Origin of the sequence: Rhizobium sp. Rhizsp42 (assembly GCF_047304155.1) — a bacterium.
Classification (GTDB): Bacteria; Pseudomonadota; Alphaproteobacteria; order Rhizobiales; family Rhizobiaceae; genus Rhizobium.
On sequence record NZ_JBGLYS010000013.1, the window covers coordinates 1 to 21,213 of the forward strand.

Annotated in this window: 24 protein-coding genes and 1 pseudogene; 20 read left to right on the forward strand and 5 right to left on the reverse strand. The window is 61.7% G+C overall.

The features are described 5' to 3' along the window. Nucleotides 1-373 (reverse strand): annotated as a pseudogene (locus ACCD05_RS14295) (hypothetical protein); the annotation flags it as partial. A 388-nt stretch (nt 374-761) separates the two neighbouring features. Here ACCD05_RS14295 and rpsF point away from each other — a divergent pair. The 4 genes from rpsF (at nt 762) to rplI (ending at nt 3,221) form a co-directional block, all read left to right on the forward strand. After that, complete coding sequence (rpsF, locus tag ACCD05_RS14300; protein WP_018898759.1) at nt 762-1,220, forward strand: 30S ribosomal protein S6; 459 nt, start codon at nt 762-764, stop codon at nt 1,218-1,220. Nucleotides 1,221-1,232: 12 nt separating this feature from the next. Next, nucleotides 1,233-1,481 carry a 30S ribosomal protein S18 gene (gene rpsR / locus ACCD05_RS14305; protein ID WP_007531286.1) on the forward strand — a complete coding sequence of 83 codons (249 nt, stop codon included), beginning with the start codon at nt 1,233-1,235 and terminating at the stop codon, nt 1,479-1,481. Nucleotides 1,482-1,637: 156 nt separating this feature from the next. Continuing rightward, nucleotides 1,638-2,624: a DUF2232 domain-containing protein gene (locus tag ACCD05_RS14310; RefSeq protein WP_413393473.1), complete on the forward strand. Its 987-nt coding sequence runs from the start codon at nt 1,638-1,640 to the stop codon at nt 2,622-2,624. Nucleotides 2,625-2,645: 21 nt separating this feature from the next. Beyond that, nucleotides 2,646-3,221, forward strand: a complete 576-nt coding sequence (gene rplI, locus ACCD05_RS14315) for a 50S ribosomal protein L9 (RefSeq protein ID WP_018898761.1) — start codon at nt 2,646-2,648, stop codon at nt 3,219-3,221. 77 nt (nt 3,222-3,298) lie between these two features. On the opposite strand, the gene ACCD05_RS14320 is transcribed toward rplI, so the two are convergent. From ACCD05_RS14320 to ACCD05_RS14330, 3 genes are read right to left on the reverse strand one after another with little or no spacing between them, the layout of a single operon-like run. After that, nucleotides 3,299-4,363 carry an HlyD family secretion protein gene (locus ACCD05_RS14320; protein WP_112980275.1) on the reverse strand — a complete coding sequence of 355 codons (1,065 nt, stop codon included), beginning with the start codon at nt 4,361-4,363 and terminating at the stop codon, nt 3,299-3,301. Nucleotides 4,364-4,378: 15 nt separating this feature from the next. Further along, nucleotides 4,379-6,055 carry an MFS transporter gene (locus tag ACCD05_RS14325; protein WP_413393475.1) on the reverse strand — a complete coding sequence of 559 codons (1,677 nt, stop codon included), beginning with the start codon at nt 6,053-6,055 and terminating at the stop codon, nt 4,379-4,381. An 11-nt stretch (nt 6,056-6,066) separates the two neighbouring features. After that, nucleotides 6,067-6,510 carry a MarR family winged helix-turn-helix transcriptional regulator gene (locus tag ACCD05_RS14330; RefSeq protein ID WP_047513361.1) on the reverse strand — a complete coding sequence of 148 codons (444 nt, stop codon included), beginning with the start codon at nt 6,508-6,510 and terminating at the stop codon, nt 6,067-6,069. Between the two features lie 329 nt (nt 6,511-6,839). Here ACCD05_RS14330 and ACCD05_RS14335 point away from each other — a divergent pair, with 329 nt between their 5' ends. From ACCD05_RS14335 to ACCD05_RS14380, 10 genes are all read left to right on the forward strand, one after another. Further along, nucleotides 6,840-8,333: a replicative DNA helicase gene (locus ACCD05_RS14335; protein WP_018898765.1), complete on the forward strand. Its 1,494-nt coding sequence runs from the start codon at nt 6,840-6,842 to the stop codon at nt 8,331-8,333. Nucleotides 8,334-8,383: 50 nt separating this feature from the next. After that, entirely contained in the window at nt 8,384-8,674 is a 291-nt protein-coding gene (locus tag ACCD05_RS14340) for a DUF6516 family protein (protein WP_413393478.1), read from the forward strand. Beyond that, nucleotides 8,671-9,033, forward strand: coding sequence for a transcriptional regulator (locus ACCD05_RS14345; RefSeq protein ID WP_413393480.1), 363 nt, complete (start codon nt 8,671-8,673; stop codon nt 9,031-9,033). The genes ACCD05_RS14340 and ACCD05_RS14345 overlap by 4 nt, the downstream gene beginning before the upstream one ends. A gap of 83 nt (nt 9,034-9,116) precedes the next feature. Next, on the forward strand, nt 9,117-10,286 hold the full coding sequence (gene alr / locus ACCD05_RS14350) for an alanine racemase (RefSeq protein ID WP_413393482.1): 1,170 nt from the start codon (nt 9,117-9,119) through the stop codon (nt 10,284-10,286). A gap of 73 nt (nt 10,287-10,359) precedes the next feature. Then, nucleotides 10,360-10,656 (forward strand): type II toxin-antitoxin system ParD family antitoxin, encoded by a 297-nt coding sequence (locus ACCD05_RS14355; RefSeq protein ID WP_413393484.1) that lies wholly within the window; start codon nt 10,360-10,362, stop codon nt 10,654-10,656. Further along, entirely contained in the window at nt 10,613-10,936 is a 324-nt protein-coding gene (locus tag ACCD05_RS14360) for a type II toxin-antitoxin system RelE/ParE family toxin (protein ID WP_413393486.1), read from the forward strand. The genes ACCD05_RS14355 and ACCD05_RS14360 overlap by 44 nt, the downstream gene beginning before the upstream one ends. Nucleotides 10,937-10,945: 9 nt before the next feature. After that, nucleotides 10,946-12,349 carry a DNA repair protein RadA gene (gene radA / locus ACCD05_RS14365; protein WP_018898771.1) on the forward strand — a complete coding sequence of 468 codons (1,404 nt, stop codon included), beginning with the start codon at nt 10,946-10,948 and terminating at the stop codon, nt 12,347-12,349. A gap of 93 nt (nt 12,350-12,442) precedes the next feature. Further along, a complete protein-coding gene (locus ACCD05_RS14370) occupies nt 12,443-13,066 on the forward strand; it encodes a CvpA family protein (protein ID WP_047513382.1) in 624 nt (207 codons plus the stop codon). 146 nt (nt 13,067-13,212) lie between these two features. Continuing rightward, on the forward strand, nt 13,213-14,703 hold the full coding sequence (gene purF / locus ACCD05_RS14375) for an amidophosphoribosyltransferase (protein WP_413393489.1): 1,491 nt from the start codon (nt 13,213-13,215) through the stop codon (nt 14,701-14,703). A gap of 70 nt (nt 14,704-14,773) precedes the next feature. Beyond that, a complete protein-coding gene (locus ACCD05_RS14380; RefSeq protein ID WP_413393491.1) occupies nt 14,774-15,514 on the forward strand; it encodes an SDR family NAD(P)-dependent oxidoreductase in 741 nt (246 codons plus the stop codon). Between the two features lie 10 nt (nt 15,515-15,524). On the opposite strand, the gene ACCD05_RS14385 is transcribed toward ACCD05_RS14380, so the two are convergent. Next, a complete protein-coding gene (locus ACCD05_RS14385; RefSeq protein ID WP_413393651.1) occupies nt 15,525-16,196 on the reverse strand; it encodes a GH25 family lysozyme in 672 nt (223 codons plus the stop codon). A gap of 432 nt (nt 16,197-16,628) precedes the next feature. Between ACCD05_RS14385 and cysS the strand changes: the two genes are divergently transcribed. The 6 genes from cysS to pip all read left to right on the forward strand — a co-directional run bounded on the left by cysS (nt 16,629) and on the right by pip (nt 21,024). Then, nucleotides 16,629-18,035 (forward strand): cysteine--tRNA ligase, encoded by a 1,407-nt coding sequence (gene cysS / locus ACCD05_RS14390; protein WP_413393493.1) that lies wholly within the window; start codon nt 16,629-16,631, stop codon nt 18,033-18,035. A 233-nt stretch (nt 18,036-18,268) separates the two neighbouring features. After that, the gene (locus ACCD05_RS14395; protein WP_413393495.1) at nt 18,269-18,637 is read left to right on the forward strand and encodes an endonuclease domain-containing protein; all 369 of its coding nucleotides are present in this window, start codon (nt 18,269-18,271) and stop codon (nt 18,635-18,637) included. Continuing rightward, nucleotides 18,634-19,113, forward strand: coding sequence for a GFA family protein (locus ACCD05_RS14400; RefSeq protein ID WP_413393497.1), 480 nt, complete (start codon nt 18,634-18,636; stop codon nt 19,111-19,113). Before ACCD05_RS14395 ends, ACCD05_RS14400 begins: the two co-directional genes overlap by 4 nt. A gap of 14 nt (nt 19,114-19,127) precedes the next feature. Continuing rightward, on the forward strand, nt 19,128-19,598 hold the full coding sequence (locus tag ACCD05_RS14405; RefSeq protein ID WP_413393653.1) for a GFA family protein: 471 nt from the start codon (nt 19,128-19,130) through the stop codon (nt 19,596-19,598). Further along, nucleotides 19,595-20,071: a GFA family protein gene (locus tag ACCD05_RS14410; protein WP_018898779.1), complete on the forward strand. Its 477-nt coding sequence runs from the start codon at nt 19,595-19,597 to the stop codon at nt 20,069-20,071. Before ACCD05_RS14405 ends, ACCD05_RS14410 begins: the two co-directional genes overlap by 4 nt. After that, on the forward strand, nt 20,068-21,024 hold the full coding sequence (gene pip / locus ACCD05_RS14415; RefSeq protein WP_413393499.1) for a prolyl aminopeptidase: 957 nt from the start codon (nt 20,068-20,070) through the stop codon (nt 21,022-21,024). The genes ACCD05_RS14410 and pip overlap by 4 nt, the downstream gene beginning before the upstream one ends. Nucleotides 21,025-21,213: the final 189 nt, after the last annotated feature.

Genomic DNA, 21,213 nt, shown 5'->3' on the forward strand with positions numbered 1-21,213 from the left:
GCGTCCGCATGCCGGCGAGAAAAGCCGCATCTGTCGGCATGTCGGCCGGCGCAACGTCGAGCCTCTTATAACCGCTGGCGGTCAGAAAGACGCACAGCACCCGTCCGCCGCTGACTTTCGTGGCGCCGTAGGCGGCGGCGGATCGAAGTTGATCAAGCGCGGATGTGGTGAGGTATGATAACGTCTGAAGCAGTTCCCAGATCTGCTCTTTCTTCATCTCTTCAAAGCTCAGGAAAATATTCGCCGTATAATCCCGGCCGTGTCCCTTCAGAATATTGGATTGCAGATCACTCAGGAATGCCAGCATCCCGGCGTCTGACACCCACGTCTTCCACTCTACCGCACGATCAAGAATAGCCTGAACTGTCGCCATAACTTCCTCCGTTAACGTATCGCGGTTGCATTTGGTTGTATTGTATATTTTATACACGCAATACGTTATACACCCACTAATAGAAACGACAACACAGGCACACCAAAATCGCGTCAGCGCAGAGCTTGCTGCTCCCGCCCCTTGCGTTCTCCTGAAAAATCCGTATAAGCCGCCCTGTTCGCAAAACCCGGTCTTCTGGCTGGTGGCTGAACGGAGGGCCGGTTTCCCACGGGAAATCGTTCGGAACGGAAGCGTTCCAGCCTCCCGTGTCTCCGCTCTCGACCGTCTCGGAACGCTTTTCTTGCCTGGGTTCACCCAATCAGGAGCAGTCGTTGAGGCTTAGCCGCCGAATATCGGGTTGAATAAACGCAAGAAAGGCAAAGCTGTCATGGCTCTTTATGAACATGTATTCCTTGCCCGACAGGATATTTCCGCTCAGCAGGTAGAAGCCCTCGTAGAACAGTACAAGGGCGTACTCGAAGCTAACGGCGGCAAGGTCGGGCGCGTAGAAAACTGGGGCCTCAAGTCCCTGACCTACCGCATCAAGAAGAACCGCAAGGCTCACTACGTTCTCGTCGACATCGACGCCCCGGCTGCTGCCGTGCAGGAAATGGAACGTCAGATGCGCATCAGCGAAGACGTCCTTCGCTACATGACCATCGCTGTTGAAGCTCACGAAGAAGGCCCGTCTGCCATGATGCAGAAGCGCGACCGCGACGACCGCGGCCCGCGTGATGGCGCCGACCGTGGCCCGCGTCGCGAATTCGGCGATCGTCCGCCGCGTCGTGATGGCGATTTCCAGCGTGGCCCGCGTCCTGATCGCGCCCCGCGCGAAGACCGTGCATAAGGAGAACTGAGAATGTCTGAATCTTCCTCCGCACCGGTACGTCGTCCGTTCCACCGTCGTCGCAAGACTTGCCCGTTCTCCGGCGCAAACGCTCCGCGCATCGACTACAAGGACGTTCGTCTCCTGCAGCGCTACATTTCCGAGCGCGGCAAGATCGTTCCTTCCCGTATCACGGCTGTTTCGCAGAAGAAGCAGCGCGAACTCGCTCAGGCGATCAAGCGCGCTCGTTTCCTCGGCCTGCTGCCGTACGTCGTCGCTTAATCAGCTGACGAGACCAAATCGAGGGAAGGCAGCAATGCCTTCCCTTCTCCCTTTCGCGATGGGCGCGGATCGGAACCCTTAAAACCCATGTTGAGGCCTTTCTGAAACTGATTCAGGAAACGCCCTCTAACTGCTTGATGAAGCAGGACAGCGACCGTGAAACCACTGAATGCAAAAATACTGGGCGTTGGAGCCCTCGCCGGGTTCGTCGCCGCACTTCTGGTGCTGGGCGCTGGCCGGCAGCCGTCGTCTTTCAGTGCTGTTCTCTACGCGGCTTCCGCGCTTCCCATTCTTCTTGTCGGCCTCGGCTGGGGCAACATGGCGGCGATTTCGGCCGTCGTTACTGCCGCCGTCCTCGGCGCGATCGCCATCTCGCCGTCCTTCGCGCTGATGATGACGCTGGTCACGCTTTTGCCGGCAGGCTGGATCAGCCACCTCGCCAATCTCGCGCGCCCCGCTTCCGAACTCGGCGGCCCCGATCACCTGATGGCGTGGTATCCGCTGTCGGATATCCTGCTGCATCTCTGCGGCCTCGTGACGTTCGCCGTCATCGTCGTCGGCGTGATGATCGGCTATGGCCCCGAACTGATCGACCGTCTGGTCGACGTGCTGTTCACCTCGGTGGCGCAGCAGCAATCCGATTTCGCGCCAGACGCGGCCGTGATCGCGCAGACCAAGTCGCTCGTTCTCCTGCTCCTGCCGGCCATTCAGGGCGGCATGTGGGTAGTGATGCTGTTTGCCGCCTATTACATCGCGACGCGCATCGTTGCTGCATCCGGCGGCGGCCTTCGTCCGCGCGAGGATATCCCCTCCTCGCTCCGGATGAACCGCAACACGATCTTCATCTTCCTTCTCGGCCTTGCCGCAACCTTTCTGGGCGGCATACCGGCGATGGTCGGAGCAACCGTCGTCGGCACGTTCGGTGCCGGCTTCCTTCTCTCCGGTTTCGCCGCGCTGCATTTTCGCACGCGCGGCAAGGAATGGCGCCTGCCGGCGCTTATCCTCTGCTACCTGGCATCTCTCATGTTGATGCTGCCAGCCTTTTTCATCCTCGTTCTTGGGCTCAGCGATACCCGCAAGGCGATCGCGCTCACCCCGAACAAGGATGCTGATGCCCCCAAACAGACAGATTCGAAACTCTAGGAACACGAAAGGAAAACTGACATGGACGTCATTCTTCTCGAACGCATCTCCAAGCTCGGCCAGATGGGCGAAGTGGTAAAGGTCAAGGACGGCTTTGCCCGTAACTACCTGCTGCCGCTCGGCAAGGCTCTGCGCGCCAACGACGCCAACAAGAAGCGCTTCGAATCCGAGCGCGCAACGCTCGAAGCCCGCAACCTCGAGCGCAAGTCGGAAGCACAGACCGTTGCCGACGCTCTCGAAGGCAAGTCCTTCATCGTCGTTCGTTCGGCTGGCGAAACCGGCCAGATGTACGGCTCGGTCGCCGCTCGCGACGTCGTTGAAATCCTGGCTGCCGAAGGCTTCAACATCGGCCGCAACCAGGTTCACCTGAACACCCCGATCAAGACGATCGGTCTGCATCAGGTCGAACTGCAGCTGCATGCTGAAGTCGAAATCAAGATCGAGCTCAACGTTGCTCGTTCGGCTGACGAAGCTGAGCGCCAGGCCAAGGGCGAAACCCTGACGTCGGTTGACGCCATCTACGGCGTCGACGAAGACGCTCTGCGTCCGGAAGACTTCTTCGATCCGGAAGCCGACGGCAACGCCGAAGACGAATAAGGTTCTGGAGAGCAATCTCCCGAATGCGAAAGCCGGGCCCAGCGCCCGGCTTTTTGTTGTCCGCTATTCAACGGAAATTAGTTTGCCGCCGTCTTCTGCTCGGGCTCAGCGCTCTTGTCGACGCTGACGACAACAGACAGGCCCGGCCCGAGGCCCTTCGCGGCCGGCTGATCCGGATCGATGCTGATGCGAACGCCGACGCGCTGGGCGATCTTGACGAAGTTGCCGGTGGCGTTATCCGCCTTGATCACCGCGAATTCAGAACCGGCAGCGGGCGAGAAGCGCTCGATGCGGCCGGTGAGCCGCTGACGCCCCAGGGCATCGACCACGATCGAGACGGGCTGACCGACCTGCATGCCCTCAAGCTGCGTCTCCTTGAAATTGGCGACGACCCAGACCTCCTCAGGCACCACCGCCATCAATTGCGTTCCGACCGCCACGTACTGGCCGAGGCGAACGCCGATCTCCCCGAGATGGCCGTCGCGTGGCGCGAGGATCGACGTGTTCTGGAGATCGATCTCAGCCAGATGCACCGTCGCTTCCGCGCTTGCCACGTTGGCCTCCAACAGGGAGCGATTGACGATGATGGTCGCCAGGTTCTGCTTCGACACTTCAAGCGCCGACTGCGCCTGGTTCAACGCGGCCTTCGCTTCCTCGAGCGTCGCCTGCGCCTGCTCGGATTCGCTTGCCGAGGCAATGCCCCTGTCGTTGAGGTTGCTGATGCGATCCCAGGCAAGCTGCGCGCGCTTCAGCGAGGCATTGGCGCTATCGATCTGCGCCTGGCTGGAGGCGATGGTCGCTTTCGCCGACAGCTCCGACTGGCGGGAGTTCTCAAGCGATGCCTTCTGCCCCTCAAGCGCCGAGCGGGCCTGGGCCAGCTTCTGCGCGTAGATGCGGTCGTCGATCTTGGCCAGCACGTCTCCCTGCTTGACCTGCTGGTAGTCCTTCACCGGAACATCGACGATGTAACCATTCACCTGCGGGCTCATGATCGTCACGTAGCCCCTGATATAGGCGTTGTCGGTGGTCTCGACCGACGTCACGAAGGGCGGCAGCCGCCAGGCGTAAAGCACGAGCAGGATGCCCGCGATACCGGCGATAATGGCGATGAGGCTGGCAGGCGACCGGAAGAATTTCGACATGTGGTGAACTCGTGATCAGGATTGAACGGCTGCGGAAGCATTCGGCTCGGCGGTCCGGCGCTCGGAGAAGCGCAGCCATGCCTGATGAAGAAGCATGACCAAAAGACCGAGAAGAGACGCCACGCAAATTGCGAGGAAGGTGTCGTTATAGGCAAGCGTATAGGCTTCGCGCGTGACCTGCTGCGACAGCAATGCCAGCCCTTCGGCGTTGAGCAATGTCTGGTCGGTGATGACCTTGCCGTATCCCGCGGAAAGCTGCGAGACGCGTTGCGCCACCAGCGGATCCTGGAGCAGGATGTGCTCGACCAGCACGTTCGAGTGGAACTTCTCGCGGATGGTCACGAAGGTGCCGAGCATGGCCGAGCCGAAGAGCGAGCCGATACTCTGGGTGAAGAGGAAGATCGCCAGGAAATTGACGATGAAGGGATAGCCACGGGCCATGGCCGCCTTGAAGCCGCTCGCCATCACCGGCGGCAGGAACATCGCCGCTCCCGCCGAGACCAGGGCTTGGCTGAGATACATCTGCTCCGGCCTTGTGAGGCTTGTGGACTGGCTGTCGAGATAGGCGCCCGCCGCGATGAGCACCAGCGATATCAGGTGCGCGGTGCTGACGTAGCGCGTGGTCATCAAGAGCGTGCAGAACAATCCGCCGAGCACCGATGCGACCAGCACGATGGCGTAGAGCTTGGTCGTCTGATCGTTGAGCAGGCCAAGCTGCTGGTAGAAGTTCGCGGCCGTCGACGATTGCTCGGACGAAACGAAGCGGAACATCAGAAGCACGCCTGCCATCCTGAGATTGGGGCCAGAGAGCACCCAGCGGATATCCAGCATCGGATTTTCGCGTGGCAGCTCAATCGCCACCACTAGCGCCAGACAACCGGCGGCGACAGCAAGGAGAACACCAATCCACGGCGCTTCGAACCACCAATAGAGACGCCCCAGCGTCAGAACGACCGCGAGGCAGCCGAAACCGACGGCAAGCAGGAGATAACTCAGGAAATCCAGGCGCTGGATGACGACGGCGCGCGGCGGCGAGGTCAAAGGCATGGTATAGATTATGGCGAAGACCAGCAGCGCCAGTCCCATCTCCAGCGTATAGAGCGCGTGGTAACCGCCGAGATCAAGCAGAGGCGGCGAGATGATGCGGGCGATCGGCGCGGCGAATAGCGTGCACATCAACGCCAGGCTGATGCCTGTCGTGAGCTTGCGCTCCGGCGGGAAGAGCTCGAGCATGTAGAGAAAGCCGAGCGTGGAGATCGGCGCCGCAGCAATGCCGCTCAGCGCCCTGACGACGATGGCGGAGTGTAGGTCGGTCACCAGCAGGTTCAGCACCGCGGCGAAGACGAAGCAGACGATACTGAACTCGGCGAAGCGTCTCAGGCCATATTGCGTGCGGATCTTGAAGAGCGCGATCGACAGGCTGGCATATGGCGCCATATAGGCCGCCGACAGCCACGAGACCTCGGCGGCCGTCGCCGAAAACGATCCCTGGAGCTGATAGATATTGGCATTCACAAGGTTCATGCCGAGACCCTGCGTAACGAAGAGCAGGACCGACGCGGCCATGTAGAAAGGCTTCTTCCAGCCGGCCATCGGCACCGCGGGCGGCGGCGCAGGCTGCGGCACTGGTGATGCCGCCTCGTCCGCGGCCTTTGGCGCAACATTGTCGCTGGACGCCTGGACGAGGCTCATTTGCTATTTCCTCACACTCCGCGAATGCCCTGCAAATTCGCCTGCATGGCCCGTATCGTATCCAAGGTAGTTCTCAGATCGCGTTCGGGAATACCTGATATCACCTGGGCGCGCACGCTGACGGCGATGTCGTCGATCTCGCCGGCGACGACCTTGCCTGTCTCGGTGATGTAGATCTCCTTGGCGCGGCGGTCGGAACCTGCGACACGGCGCTCGACGAAGCCCTGCCCTTCCATCGCGTCCAGAATGCGGACCAATGTCGGCGTTTCCAGTTCCAGCCGATCGGCAAGCTCGCGCTGATTGATGCCGTCCTTCTTGTTCAGCGTGAAAAACACCCGCGCCCGCGGCAGCGTCATGTTCCGTTCCCGGACGATCTTGTCGAAAACCGCTCTAAGCTTCCGGTTGAAAGCCGCCAAATCTTCAATCAGCTCTCGTCCGAGAGGCGCATTTGTCATATTTATCAGTCCATTTAATTAGTGTGCTTATTATATCTTTTATGCCTACAGTCATTTCCCGCGTTTTTCAAGCGGTGATGACGAGAGTCTCGATGCACACTCCCCTATCAACGCCTAAAATACCACGAACGCGTTGATTCGCGTGAGTCGCTTTGTACCGTGTCCGGAAGGCTACACCGCCGGTATTTTCGCGTAATGGCAAGATGCGCTGTGGAGAAGTCGAACAACGTGCCAAAGCCAAAGCGTTTTGGCCGCACGCCATGTTCAGCACTTGATTTTGCCGTTGGTGGGCTGCAAACCCGAAGCTGAATAAGACAGAACGGATCAAGATGAACGACGCCGCCCGAAAGATCGCCGCTGTTGCCCAGCCGGAGCAGCACTACCGCGAAGCACCCAACAACATCGAGGCCGAGCAGGCGCTTCTCGGCGCGATCCTGATGAACAACGACGCCTATTACCGGGTGTCGGACTTCCTCAAGCCGCCGCATCTCTACGAGCCGCTGCACCGCAAGATCTTCGAAGTCGCGGGCGATATCATCCGCATGGGCAAGATCGCCAATCCGGTGACGATCAAGACCTTCCTGAAGGCCGACGAGAAGGTCGGCGACATGACGGTCTCCGAATATCTCGCCCGCCTGGCGCGCGAAGCCGTGACCATCATCAACGCCGAGGACTACGGCCGCGCGATCTACGATCTGGCGCTGCGCCGGGCGCTGATCACCATCGGCGAGGACGTCGTCAACATCGCATACGACGCGCCGCTCGACATGCCGCCGCAGGCGCAGATCGAAGACACCGAGCGCCGCCTGTTCGAGCTTGCCGAAAACGGTCGCTATGACGGTGGCTTCCAGGCGTTCAACGACGCGGTGGCGCTGGCGATCGACATGGCGGCTGTCGCCAAGGAGCGCGATGGCGGTCTTTCCGGTATCTCGACCGGCATCATGTCGCTCGACGGCAAGATGGGCGGCCTGCAGCGGTCCGACTTGATCGTGCTTGCCGGACGCCCGGGCATGGGCAAGACCTCGCTTGCGACCAACATCGCCTATAACATCGCCGCCGCCTATGAAGGCGAAGTGCAGTCCGACGGCAGCATGAAGGCGAAACAGGGCGGCGTCGTCGGCTTCTACTCGCTCGAAATGTCGTCCGAACAGCTGGCCACCCGTATCATCTCCGAGCAGACCGAGGTCTCCTCGTCGAAGATCCGCCGCGGTGACATCAACGATGCCGACTTCGAAAAGCTCGTTGCCTGCTCGATGATGATGCAGAAGGTGCCGCTCTATATCGACCAAACCGGCGGTATCTCGATCGCCCAGCTATCGGCACGCGCGCGCCGCCTGAAGCGCCAGCGCGGCCTCGATTGCCTCGTGGTGGACTACATCCAGCTGATGACGGGCGCCGGCAAGGGCGACAACCGCGTGCAGGAAATCACCCAGATCACGACCGGCCTCAAGGCGCTCGGCAAGGAACTGAACGTGCCGATCATCGCGCTGTCGCAGCTGTCGCGTCAGGTCGAAAGCCGCGAGGACAAGCGCCCGCAGCTCTCCGACCTCCGTGAATCGGGCTCGATCGAACAGGACGCCGACGTCGTGCTCTTCGTGTTCCGCGAGGAATATTATGTGAAGAACCTCGAGCCGCGCGACATCCACGATCCGAAATATCCGGAGTGGGAAGCGCTGTTTGACAAGGTGAAGGGCACGGCAGACGTCATCATCGCCAAGCAGCGCCACGGACCGACCGGCACCGTCAAACTCGCCTTCCAGTCCGAGTTCACCCGCTTCGCCGATCTGGCCGAGCCGAGCTTTACGCATTACGAAGAGCAGTAAGGGCCTGACCTTATTTGACACCGCGCCCTCGCGTTGGCATTATCGCCAACATGAGGGCGCAACTGCTTTATCGCTCGAAATCCGTGTTGTCCGACGGAGCCATCCAGGAGTTGGTCATCTGGAAAGTCGCACGGCCGGTGCCGGGTAGCGCCCATGACTACAAATACAGCCTCTTCTATGGCTATCCCGGACAACGCGTCGTCGGATATGACAACGAGCGAGGCAAGGGCGACCACAAGCACGTCGACGGCGGTGAAGAGGCATATGCGTTCTCGACCGTCGAAAAACTTCTCGAAGATTTTCGCAGAGACGTCGACATCAGAAGGAGCCGGCGCAGATGACAACCGCAACCATCCGAATTCAAAGAGACGATGACGCCGCGATCGGCAACGCGATCGATGGGTTCGCCAGAGCCTGGAACAGCGGCGAAGCGCAACCTCACCTGTTTACCTTCTCATCGCCCGAACAGCTCTTCTCGGTGCTCACGCCTAAACGCTGGACATTGATCGAACGCCTGCAAGCGATTGGTCCCTCAACCTACCGCGGCTTGGCAACCGCGCTGTCGCGTGACGTCAAGCGAGTGCACGAGGATGCGGCCGCGCTGATCGAATGGGGACTGATCGAGGTCAACAAAGAAGGCCGTATCCATGTGCCCTACGAGGTTATTCATGCCGATTTCGATCTTCGAAGCGTTGCGTGAACAAAGCTCCGTCTCTTCCCTGTAATCATCCGACCCTTACAATGAGCGGAGACCTCCCTCCGCCTCCACCGCAGATATGAATCATGACCGATTTTACCGACGACTACGAAGAAGAAGACCGTTTTGCCTCCGCGGGTTTGCGCCTGACGGTGGATCTGGCCGCGCTGACCGATAATTGGCGTGACATGGCGCGGCGTTCCGGCAAGGCGCGCACGGCGGCCGTGGTCAAGGCCGACGCTTACGGCACCGGGATGGAGGACGCCGGAGAGGCGCTTTATCTGGCGGGCGCGCGGGATTTCTTCGTGGCGACTGTCGATGAAGGTGTGACGCTTAGGCTCTATGCGCCTGATGCCCGTATCTTCGTGCTCGCAGGCATCTGGCCGGGGACCGAGCGGCGCTTTTTCGAGAACGATCTCGTGCCGGTCATATCGTCGGAGGAGCAGCTTGCCTTCTGGATGGCGGTGCTGGCCGATTACGGCGACTATCCTTGCGCGCTGCATGTCGACACCGGCTTCAACCGGCTGGGTCTCGACATGAACGAGGCAATCGCGCTCGCCGACGACGTGTCGCGTCCGGCGAGTTTCGCGCCCGTGCTGGTCATGAGTCACCTTGCCTGCGGCGACGATCCGAGCTCGGCGATGAACCGGCAACAGCTTGAATCATTCCGCAAGGTTAGCGCCGCCTATGAAGGTATCGATTCAAGCCTTTCGGCCTCAGCAGGCATCTTCCTCGGCAACGATTATCACTTCGACCTGACCCGCCCCGGGATCGCGCTTTATGGCGGCGCGGCAGTCAACGGCATGGCCAATCCGATGCGCCCGGTCGTGACGGCGGAGGCACGCGTTATTCAGGTGCGTGATGCCAAGGCCGGCCAAGGCGTCGGCTATGGCCGCGCGCTGGAACTTACCCGCGACAGCCGGCTCGCCATCGTCTCTGCCGGCTACGCCGACGGCTATCTGCGCAGCCAGTCCGGCGGCGGCGTACCGTTGCGGCAGGTGGCGCCAGAGGGTGGCCACGGCTTCATCGCCGGACGCAGGGTCCCCATTGCTGGGCGGGTGACCATGGATATGACCATCTTCGACATCACCGATCTGCCCGAGAATGCGGTGAGCGCCGGCGACTATGTCGAGCTCTTCGGGAAGAACATCTCGGTCGACGACGTCGCGCGCGCGGCCGGTACGATCGGCTACGAAGTGCTGACCAGCATGGGGTTGCGCCACGAGCGGCGGTATCTGAGCGAGGACGACGGCTAGGGCTTGGAATCCCTGCCTGCGCCTCTTGGAAGCCGGAAATCTTCGTGCTAAAAGAGAACAAAAGGAGATCGAAATGACCGAGATCCATCTCAGCGAGCAAGACCTCACCTTCATTGAGGAGCAGATAGCAGACGGACGATACCGAAACGCCGAAGACGTTATTGCGGCCGGGCTGAGACTGCTTGGCAGCGAAGAAGGCGAGATACAGGAACTGCGCCACCTGATCCAACAGGGCATTGATGACATCGATGCCGGACGCTCCATCACATTCGAAAGCGCCGAAGATCTGACAAAGCACATTCTCATGATGGCGGAGGAACGGAAGAATGCGACCGCGTCAGCTGAAAATGTCGTTCGAGGCGCTGGATGATCTTCTCGGCATGTATGATCATATTGCAGCCTTCGATGCGCTTGCTGCGCGGCGTTTTCTCGATGACATCAACGGCAAGATCGAATGGATAGCAAAGCTCGGCATAGCCGGAAGTCCGCGCGAGTTCATTCCCGGGTTGCAGGCTTTCCCTTATCGCAATCGCTGTATCTATTTCTTCATTGATGATGAGAGGCTTTCCGTCCTGCGCGTACTGCATGGACGGCAGGAGATCGAGCTCTCACATTTCCTGCGTTTTTATCAGACAGAACAAGAAGACTGATCCTTCCACATGGCAAAAGCAAGAACACAATTCATCTGCCAGGGCTGCGGCACCATCCACAGCCGCTGGGCCGGCAAATGCGAGGGTTGCGGCGCGTGGAACACCATCGTCGAGGAAGACCCGATGGGCGGGATCGGCGGTGGGCCGGCGAAGACGCCGAAGAAAGGCCGCCCGGTGGCACTGACCGCACTGTCGGGCGAGATCGAGGAAGCGCCGCGCATCCACACCGGCATTTCGGAGCTTGACCGGGCGCTGGGCGGCGGTTTCGTGCGCGGTTCGGCGGTGCTGATCGGCGGCGATCCCGGCATCGGCAAGTCGACCCTTCTCATGCAGGGGGCGGCGGCGCTTTCGCGGCGCGGGCACCGGATCATCTATGTCTCGGGCGAAGAGGCGGTCGCGCAGGTGCGGCTTAGGGCGCAGCGCCTTGGTGCAGCGGATACGGATGTGCTGCTCGCGGCCGAGACCAATGTCGAGGATATCCTGGCGACGCTGGCCGAGGGTAAGCGACCAGACCTCGTCATCATCGATTCCATTCAGACGCTGTGGAGCGATCTTGCCGAATCCGCGCCCGGCACGGTGACGCAGGTGCGCACCGGCGTACAGGCAATGATCAAGTTCGCCAAGCAGACGGGTGCCGCCATGGTGCTGGTCGGCCATGTGACCAAGGACGGGCAGATCGCCGGTCCGCGCGTGGTCGAGCACATGGTCGATGCCGTTCTCTATTTCGAGGGCGACCGGGGTCACCACTACCGTATCCTACGCACGGTGAAGAACCGCTTCGGGCCGACCGACGAGATCGGCGTGTTCGAGATGTCGGACAAGGGCTTGCGCGAAGTGGCGAACCCTTCCGAGCTCTTCCTTGGCGAGCGCAACGAGAAATCGCCGGGAGCCGCCGTCTTCGCCGGCATCGAGGGCACGCGGCCGATCCTCGTCGAAGTGCAGGCGCTGGTGGCGCCGACATCGCTGGGTACGCCGCGGCGGGCGATCGTCGGGTGGGATTCGGCGCGGCTGTCGATGATCCTCGCCGTGCTCGAGGCCCATTGCGGGGTGAAGCTCGGGCAGCACGACGTCTACCTCAACATCGCCGGCGGTTACAGGATTTCAGAGCCGGCAGCCGATGTGGCGGTCGCATCGGCGCTGGTTTCGTCGCTTGCCGGTATTGCCCTTCCCGCCGATTGTGTCTATTTCGGCGAAGTCAGCCTGTCGGGCGCCGTCCGGCCGGTTGCGCACACGAACCAGCGCCTCAAAGAAGCCGAGAAGCTCGGATTTTCTGCAGCGCTGCTTCCATCAGGGTCCGCCGAACTGCCAAAGGGCACGGGCGGGCGCTGGAGCGAGATCGAAAGCCTGCCGGATCTGGTCGCCCGGATCGCCGGCTCGAAGGGCGCTTTGAGACGTGTGGAAGAAGAGGTTTGATCCTTTCATCGCCGCAACAGGTGATGATATAGGATGCACGCAATGAGGCGCGACTGAGCTGCGAATTGGCGGCCGTCCTGGAGTTGGATTTATATGCCCATTACGATTTTCGACGGTATTGTCATCGGCGTCGTGCTTTTTTCCGCCGTGCTCGCCATGGTGCGCGGCTTCTCCCGCGAAGTGCTCTCGATCGCAAGCTGGGGCGGCTCGGCTGCCGCGGCCTACTATTTCTACCCCTATCTCGTGCCCTACGCCAAGAAGTACACCGACGATGACCGCATCGCGCTGGTCGGCTCGGCCGCAGTCGTATTTCTGGTCGCGCTGATCGTCATTTCCTTCATCACCATGAAGATCGCCGATTTCATCATCGACAGCCGCATCGGCGCGCTCGACCGTACTTTGGGCTTCCTGTTTGGCGCGGCAAGAGGCATACTTCTGCTCGTCGTCGCCACCGCCTTCTGGAACTGGCTGGTCGCCGATCATGGCGCGGCCTGGGTCAACAATGCCAAGTCGAAGCCATTTCTGGATTCGATGGTCGTAAAGATGCAGTCGGTTCTGCCTGCAGAATTCGCGCAGGTACTCCGCGCAAGCGCAGAGAAGATGTTACAGCCGCAGGGCGGCAATGCGGAAGGCGACAATGCGCCGGCTTCCGATCAGGCGCCGGCCGAAGATGCCGCCCCCGCCCCTGCCAATGGTGCACAGCAGCCGTCTAATTGACGCAGTGTTCAACAGCTTGACCCAGCCTATGGCAGTTGCCATTTGAGGGGGACGCGACTAAAGGTCCGGCCGGGCACACGCTCCGCCGGGCTTACGCCGTTTTCGGAAGTGCCATTCCATTCTTGTGAGAGCAAAGGCCCGCATCAATGAACCAGTCCCATTCCTCCACGCTCAACGACGAACTCGATGGCGATACGCTGCATGAGGAATGCGGTGTCTTCGGCGTTCTCGGTCACCCCGATGGCGCAACGCTGACAGCGCTCGGGCTGCATGCCCTGCAGCATCGTGGACAGGAGGCGGCCGGTATCGTCACTTTCGACGGCAAGCAGTTCCATACCGAAAAGCGCATGGGCCTCGTCGGCGACCACTACACCGATCCGGCAACGCTGGCGCAGCTTCCGGGCTTCATCTCTATCGGCCACACGCGCTATTCCACGACGGGCGAAGTGGCGCTGCGCAACGTGCAGCCGCTGTTTGCCGAACTCGAAGTCGGCGGCATTGCGGTTGCCCATAACGGCAACTTCACCAACGGCCTGACGATGCGGCGCATGCTGATCGCGGATGGCGCCATCTTCCAGGCGACGTCGGACACCGAGGTGGTGCTGCACCTGATCGCCCGCTCCAAGCAGACCTCCTCCTCCGACCGCTTCATCGACGCCATCCGCCAGATGGAAGGCGGCTACTCGATGCTGGCAATGACCCGCACCAAGCTGATCGCCGCACGCGACCCGATCGGCATTCGCCCTCTCGTGATGGGCGAGCTCGACGGCAAGCCGATCTTCTGTTCCGAGACCTGCGCGCTCGACATCATCGGCGCGAAATATATTCGCGACGTCGAGAACGGCGAAGTCATCATCTGCGAAATCCAGCCCGACGGCTCGATCACCATCGACAGCCGCAAGGCCGATCAGTCGAAGCCGGAACGCCTCTGCCTGTTCGAATATGTCTACTTCGCCCGTCCCGATTCCGTCGTCGGCGGCCGCAGCGTTTACACCGCGCGCAAGAACATGGGCATCAACCTTGCCAAGGAAGCTCCCGTCGAGGCGGATGTGGTGGTGCCGGTACCGGATGGCGGCACGCCGGCAGCCCTCGGCTTTGCCCAAGCGAGTGGCATTCCGTTTGAATACGGCATCATCCGCAACCATTATGTCGGCCGCACGTTCATCGAGCCGACGCAGCAGATCCGCGCCTTCGGCGTGAAGCTTAAGCATTCTGCCAACCGCGCGATGATCGAAGGCAAGCGCGTTGTCCTCGTCGACGATTCGATCGTGCGCGGCACGACCTCGCTGAAGATCGTGCAGATGATCCGCGATGCCGGCGCCAAGGAAGTGCATATCCGCGTCGCCAGCCCGATGATCTACTTCCCCGATTTCTATGGCATCGATACGCCCGATGCCGACAAGCTGCTCGCCAACCAGTATTCGAGCCTGCAGGCGATGTGCGACTATATCGGCGCCGACTCGCTCGAGTTCCTGTCGATCGACGGTCTCTACCGCGCCGTCGGCGGCGAGAACCGCGATGCGAGCAATCCGCAGTTCACCGACCACTACTTCACCGGTGATTACCCGACCCGCCTGCTCGACAACGATAGCACGAGCAATGTCCGCAAGCTGGCCGTTATGGCCAGCAACGGCTGATCTCGACCGACCTTTCGAACGAGGGGCCCTCCGCGCCCCTCGCCTCCCCGCGCATACGGATAAGGCTACAATGAGCGTCAATCTCACCGGCAAGGTCGCACTCGTCACCGGCGCATCGCGCGGGATCGGCTATTTCACCGCACTCGAATTGGCCAAGGCCGGCGCCCATGTCGTCGCCTGCGCCCGCACCGTCGGCGGCCTCGAGGATCTCGATGACGCGATCAAGGCCATCGGCGGCTCGGCGACGCTCGTGCCCTTCGACCTTGCCGACATGAACGCCATCGACGCGCTCGGCGCCTCGATCTTCGAACGCTGGGGCAAGCTCGACATTCTCGTCGCCAATGCCGGCGTGCTGGGCGTGATCTCGCCGATCGGCCATATCGAGGCGAAGGTGTTCGAGAAGGTGATGACCATCAACGTGACGGCGACATGGCGGCTGATCCGCTCGGTCGACCCGCTGCTGACGCGCTCCGAAGCCGGACGCGCCGTTATCCTCTCTTCCGCCGCCGCCCATCGCTGCCGCCCGTTCTGGGGCGCCTATTCGGCTTCCAAGGCTGCGGTCGAGGCCCTGGCGCGCACCTGGGCTGGCGAAACGCAGAGCACGCCTCTTCGCGTCACCAGCGTCGATCCGGGCGCCACGCGCACGGCGATGCGCGCACAGGCCGTGCCGGGCGAAGATCCGGAAACGCTGCCGCACCCTTCCGAGGTTGCCAAGGCGATGATGCCGCTTCTCGCTCCCGACTACACCGAAACAGGCAAGCTGTTCATCGTGCGCGAGAACAAGCTCGTCGGCTATCAGATGCCCGGCTAAGCCGCTTCGGCTAGCGCGACGTTTGCGCTGCTGCCTCGAAGGGGCCCGATAGGTCGGGTTCGGTCGGGCAGAGCGCATTGAGATCGACAGGGCCTTGGATGCCGGCAACGCTGCCGGTATCGGCGAACTGCCAGATCGACCATATTGAGCAATCGCCCACCGACCGCTCCTCGGCGATGCTTCGCAGCCAGAGATGGTGCGCTGGAAACATCTCCTCGTGCCCCTTCAGATATTGATCGAAGAAGGGCTGATCGAGGTAGAAGATCGGCTTGCCGGGATAGGCGCCCTTCAGTTCTGCGAAGAAAGCCTTGAGCTCGGCGCTCAGTTCCTCGCGGGTCGGCACCTTGCCGCAGTTGCCGGTAAATTCGAGGTCGATGGCAAGCGGAAGCGTTCCTGGTTCCGAGGGAACCGTCGCCAGCACGTTCTGCGCCTGCTCTCGACCGGGACGGCAGAAGGTGAAGAAGTGGTAGGCGCCCCTGACGATGCCCGCATTCTTCGCCGCCTGCCAGTTCTCGGCAAAGCTGGTGTCGCGGTGATCCCCACCTTCCGTCGCCTTCATGATGGCGAAACGGACATTCGGCTGCGTCGCCAGCGCATTCCAATCGATCGCGCCCTGATGATGGCTGATGTCGATGCCCTGGATCGGATAATCGGTGAGCGCGGGAGGTGAGAAAGGGGCCATGGCGCGATCGTATGCCAGATAGGCGGCTGAGGCGACAGCCAGAAGGATGACGGCAAGCAATGCCTGATTTATTCGCTTCAATGGTGGCTCCGCTTTGCCCGGCGTTGTTGTCTGATATAGGGCGGGCTTGAGAGATGTCTGGACCGCCCGGCCCTTCGCTTGCGCTCCGGGCGTTCGACGCTGCAATCGATTCGCTGGATTGATTGCTCGGGCTACGCCCGACCGCGTCTCACCCCCCTTGACCAACGCCCGAAGCCGGGCCATAAAACCCGCCATGAAGACGGTTACCTGCATCATCTGCCGGAAGATTATTCGCTAGCGCGCTCGCTGGCCTGGCCGTTTTCGTCTCCCAATACGCCAAGATGACAAACGCCCCGGCCCGCCGGCGGCGATACGTTGTTTTTCGGATTATGGCATTTTGGGAGAATAGACATGGACGGCCAGTCGGGATCGAAGACGCCGGAACTCAAGCTGTACAACACGCTGACGCGCGAAAGGACGGTCTTTCAGCCGATCGACGCCGACAATGTGCGCATGTATGTCTGCGGTCCGACCGTCTATGACTTCGCCCATATCGGCAACGCCCGCCCCGTCATCGTCTTCGACGTGCTCTTCCGGCTCTTGAAGCACGTCTATGGCGACGACCACGTCACCTATGCGCGCAACATCACCGACGTCGACGACAAGATCAACGCCCGGGCGCTGCGCGATCACCCGAGCCTCTCTTTGAACGACGCGATCCATGCCGTGACCGAAAAGACGGCGCGGCAGTTTCATGAAGACGTGGCCGCACTCGGCTGCCTCGAGCCATCGGTGGAGCCGCGCGCGACAGACAATATCGCCCAGATGATCGAGATCATCGGGCGGCTGATTGCGCGTGGCCACGCCTATGAGGCCGAGGGCGAGGTGTTGTTCGACACCAAGTCGATGGCCGACTACGGACAGCTTTCCAAACGCCCGCTCGACGAGCAGCAGGCAGGCGCCCGCATCGCCGTCGACGCGCACAAGAAGAACCCCGGCGACTTCGTTCTCTGGAAGGCCTCCAGCGATAGCGAACCCGGCTGGGAAAGCCCCTGGGGCCGTGGCCGTCCGGGCTGGCATATCGAGTGCTCGGCGATGAGCCAGCGCTATCTCGGCGACGTCTTCGATATCCATGGCGGCGGGCTCGACCTGATCTTCCCGCACCACGAAAACGAGATCGCCCAGTCGCGCTGCGCGCACGGCACCGAGGTGATGGCGAATGTGTGGATGCACAACGGCTTCGTTCAGGTCGAAGGCCGCAAGATGTCTAAGTCGGAAGGCAACTTCATCACCATCAACGAGCTTCTGGCAACGGAGAAATTCGGCGGTCGCAAGTGGCCGGGCGCCGTGCTGCGGCTTGCTATGCTGATGACGCATTACCGCGAGCCAATCGATTTCTCGGTCAAGCGGCTGGAAGAGGCCGAACGCCTGCTGGCAAAGTGGCCGGCGGCCGACGCCGGCGACGCCGCTCCGTCTGAGGCGGTCCTCGGCGCGCTCCGCGACGATCTCAACACGGTGGCTGCCGTGCAGGCGCTGCATGCGCTGGCGCAGGAAGCCAACGCCGACAAATCGCTGCTGCCAACCTACGCCGCAAGTGCCGCCCTGCTCGGCCTGTTGCCTGAGATGGCGGAGATCGACGAGGCGGTGGCGATCGAGATCGACCGGCGCGTGAAGGCGCGACTGGAACTGCTTAAGGCCAAGAACTTCGCCGAGGCAGACAAAATCCGCGACACGCTGCTTGCCGAGGGCGTGCAGCTCAAGGACGGCAAGGATGCGGCAACCGGCGAGCGGGTGACGACGTGGGAGGTGAAGCGGTAGTCATGTTGAGTGCTGCGGCCTGTGATACCCCCCTCTGCCCTGCCGGGCATCTCCCCCACAAGGGGGGAGATCGGCTGGGTGTGGCCGCATCGCTGCCTTACCAGCGTTTCGAATCCATGCAACGTTGCGTTGGGCAGCGCCGTCGCTACTATCCGATCTCCCCCCTTGTGGGGGAGATGTCCGGCAGGACAGAGGGGGGTAACACGCCCGCTGCGCTAACGAAGGAGCATGCCATGACCCATGCCCCCGTTCCCCCGCAGCGCCGCGCCAACGCCAAGCGCATGCGCAAGGCGCTCACAGACGCCGAAATCAAACTCTGGAACGAACTACAGGCCCACAGGCTGATGGGCCTCGGCTTTCGCAGACAGGTTCCCGTCGCCGGCTTCATCGTCGATTTCGCCTGCCCCCAGCATCGGCTTATCGTCGAGATCGATGGCTCGCAGCACGCGCGCGAATCGAACGCTGTCTATGACGAAGGAAGGACGCGTCGCCTTGAGGCCGATCACTGGACCGTCCTGCGCTTCTGGAACGACGACGTGCTGCGCGATATCGACAATGTCTGCCTGCACATCCTCACGATCATAGGAAGGCACAGCTCATGACCTCAACCTACACCGGCGGCTGCCAGTGCGGCGCGATCCGTTTCCGGGTCCAGGGAACGCTCAAGGACTCCTCGATCTGTCATTGCCGCATGTGCCAGAAGGCGTTCGGTGCCTATTATGCGCCGCTGGTGTCGGTGCGTGGCGCCGAACTTGAATGGACGCGGGGCGAGCGGAAGCGGTTTCAATCGTCGAACGTCGTGGAGCGCGGCTTTTGCGTCGACTGCGGTACGCCGCTGACCTACGAGGCACCGGATGGGATCGCGATTGCCGCCGGTGCCTTCGACGATCCCTCGGCGCTGCCGCCCGTTATCCAGTTCGGCACCGAGCGCAAGATCGATTTCGTCGACCACCTGCACGAACTGCCGGCGCGCGTGACCGAAGACGATGCCGAGGCAGCACCTTTCGTGCTCGATCTCGTTTCCTACCAGCATCCTGACCACGACACTGCAACGTGGCCCGAGGGAACGCGCTCGTGACGACAACAGCGGCGATGAGTGGAGGATGCCAGTGCGGCGCGGTTCGTTATCGCGCGGCGGGCGAACTCGGCTATCCGCATCTGTGCCACTGCCGCATGTGCCAGAAGGCTTCCGGCAACTACTTCATGCCACTTGCGGCCGCGAGACGATCCGAGTTTACGCTCACGCGTGGCGAGCCGGCGTGGTTTCAATCCTCCGACCTCGTCCGTCGCGGCTTTTGCGCGGCCTGCGGGACGCCGCTGTTCTACGACATACCCGAGGCAGACTTCATCAATCTCGTTCTCGGCACGCTCGACGATCCGCAAGCGGTCAAGCCGGTGGCGCAATCGAATACCGGGCGGAAGATGCGCTGGTTTCATGAACTCGACAATTTGCCCATCGAACCAGACGAAGAGACGCCCGATCGCGAAAATGCGATTGCCGCGAGCAATCATCAACACCCCGACCACGACACGGCCGAATGGCCTTCTGGAGCATCATCATGAGCGAACCCATCCGAACCGGCGGATGCCAATGCGGCGCAGTGCGTTTTCGTATCTCGGGCAAGCTCGGGCGACCGTCGATCTGCCATTGCCGCATGTGCCAAAAGCAGTTCGGCGGGTTCTTCTCGGCGCTGGTGACGACGCCGGAGGAAGGCATGGAGTGGACGCGGGGCGCGCCGAGCTATTTCCAGTCATCCGTCAATATCGAGCGCGGGTTTTGCAAGGATTGCGGCACGCCGATGATCTACCGGCATCCCGGCGGGCTCGAGCTTGCGATCGGCACCTTCGACGATCGCAGCGATCTCGCACCGCAGGTCCAGGTAAACTACGAGGCGCGCATCCCCTGGGTCGAGACGATCTTCGACCAGCCGGTTCATACCGACCCCGATTTCTACGCGCGGCAGGAGGCGATCATCTCCTTCCAGCATCCCGATCACGATACCAATATCTGGCCAGCTCAAGGCGTGAAAATATGACCGAAGTTCTGAGAACGCTTTATCCCGAAATCGAACCCTATGCATCGGGCCATCTCGATGTCGGCGACGGGCATGTGATCTATTGGGAACGCTCGGGCACGCCGGGCGCAAAGCCGGCCGTCTTCCTGCACGGCGGCCCCGGCGGCGGCATCGCGCCGAGCCATCGCCGGCTGTTCGATCCCGCGCTCTACGACGTGACGCTATTCGACCAGCGCGGCTGCGGCCGCTCGACGCCGCATGCCGATCTCAACGCCAACACCACCTGGCACCTCGTTTCAGACATCGAGCGGCTGCGCGAGATGGCGGGCGCCGAAAAATGGCAGGTCTTCGGCGGCTCCTGGGGCTCGACACTGGCGCTCGCCTATGCCGAGAAATACCCCGAGCGCGTATCGGAGCTGATCGTGCGCGGGATCTACACGCTGACGAAGGCCGAGCTCGACTGGTACTATCAGTTCGGCGTCTCCGAGATGTTTCCGGACAAGTGGGAGCGCTTCATCGCGCCGATCCCTGAGAACGAGCGGCATGAGATGATGCACGCCTATCACCGCCGTCTGACGCATGAGGACAAGGCGGTGCGGCTGGAAGCCGCCAAGGCCTGGAGCATCTGGGAAGGCGAGACGATCACGCTGATGCCGGAGCCTTCGACCAGCGACAAGTTCGAGGAGGCCGAGTTCGCCTATGCCTTCGCGCGCATCGAAAACCACTTCTTCGTCAATGCCGGCTGGATGGAGGATGGTCAGCTTCTGCGCGACGCCCACAAGCTGAAGGACATTCCCGGCCTCATCGTCCACGGCCGCTACGACATGCCCTGCCCGGCGAAATATGCCTGGGCGCTGCACAAGGCCTGGCCGAAGGCGGATTTCCACCTGATCGAGGGGGCGGGACATGCCTATTCGGAGCCGGGGATTCTCGACAGGCTGATCCGGGCGACGGATATGTTTGCGGGGAAGTAAGTTCTCCGGAGCAAATGAGCTGACGCTGGTGGGTGTACGCCCCCCTCTGCCCTGCCGGGCATCTCCTCCACAGGTGGGGAGATTGGCTGGGCGCACCCGCTCGCCACAAATCGATCTCCCCCCTTGTGGGGGAGATGTCCGGCAGGACAGAGGGGGGTGCCCCACATGAAAGCATTCAAGGCCTGGGAG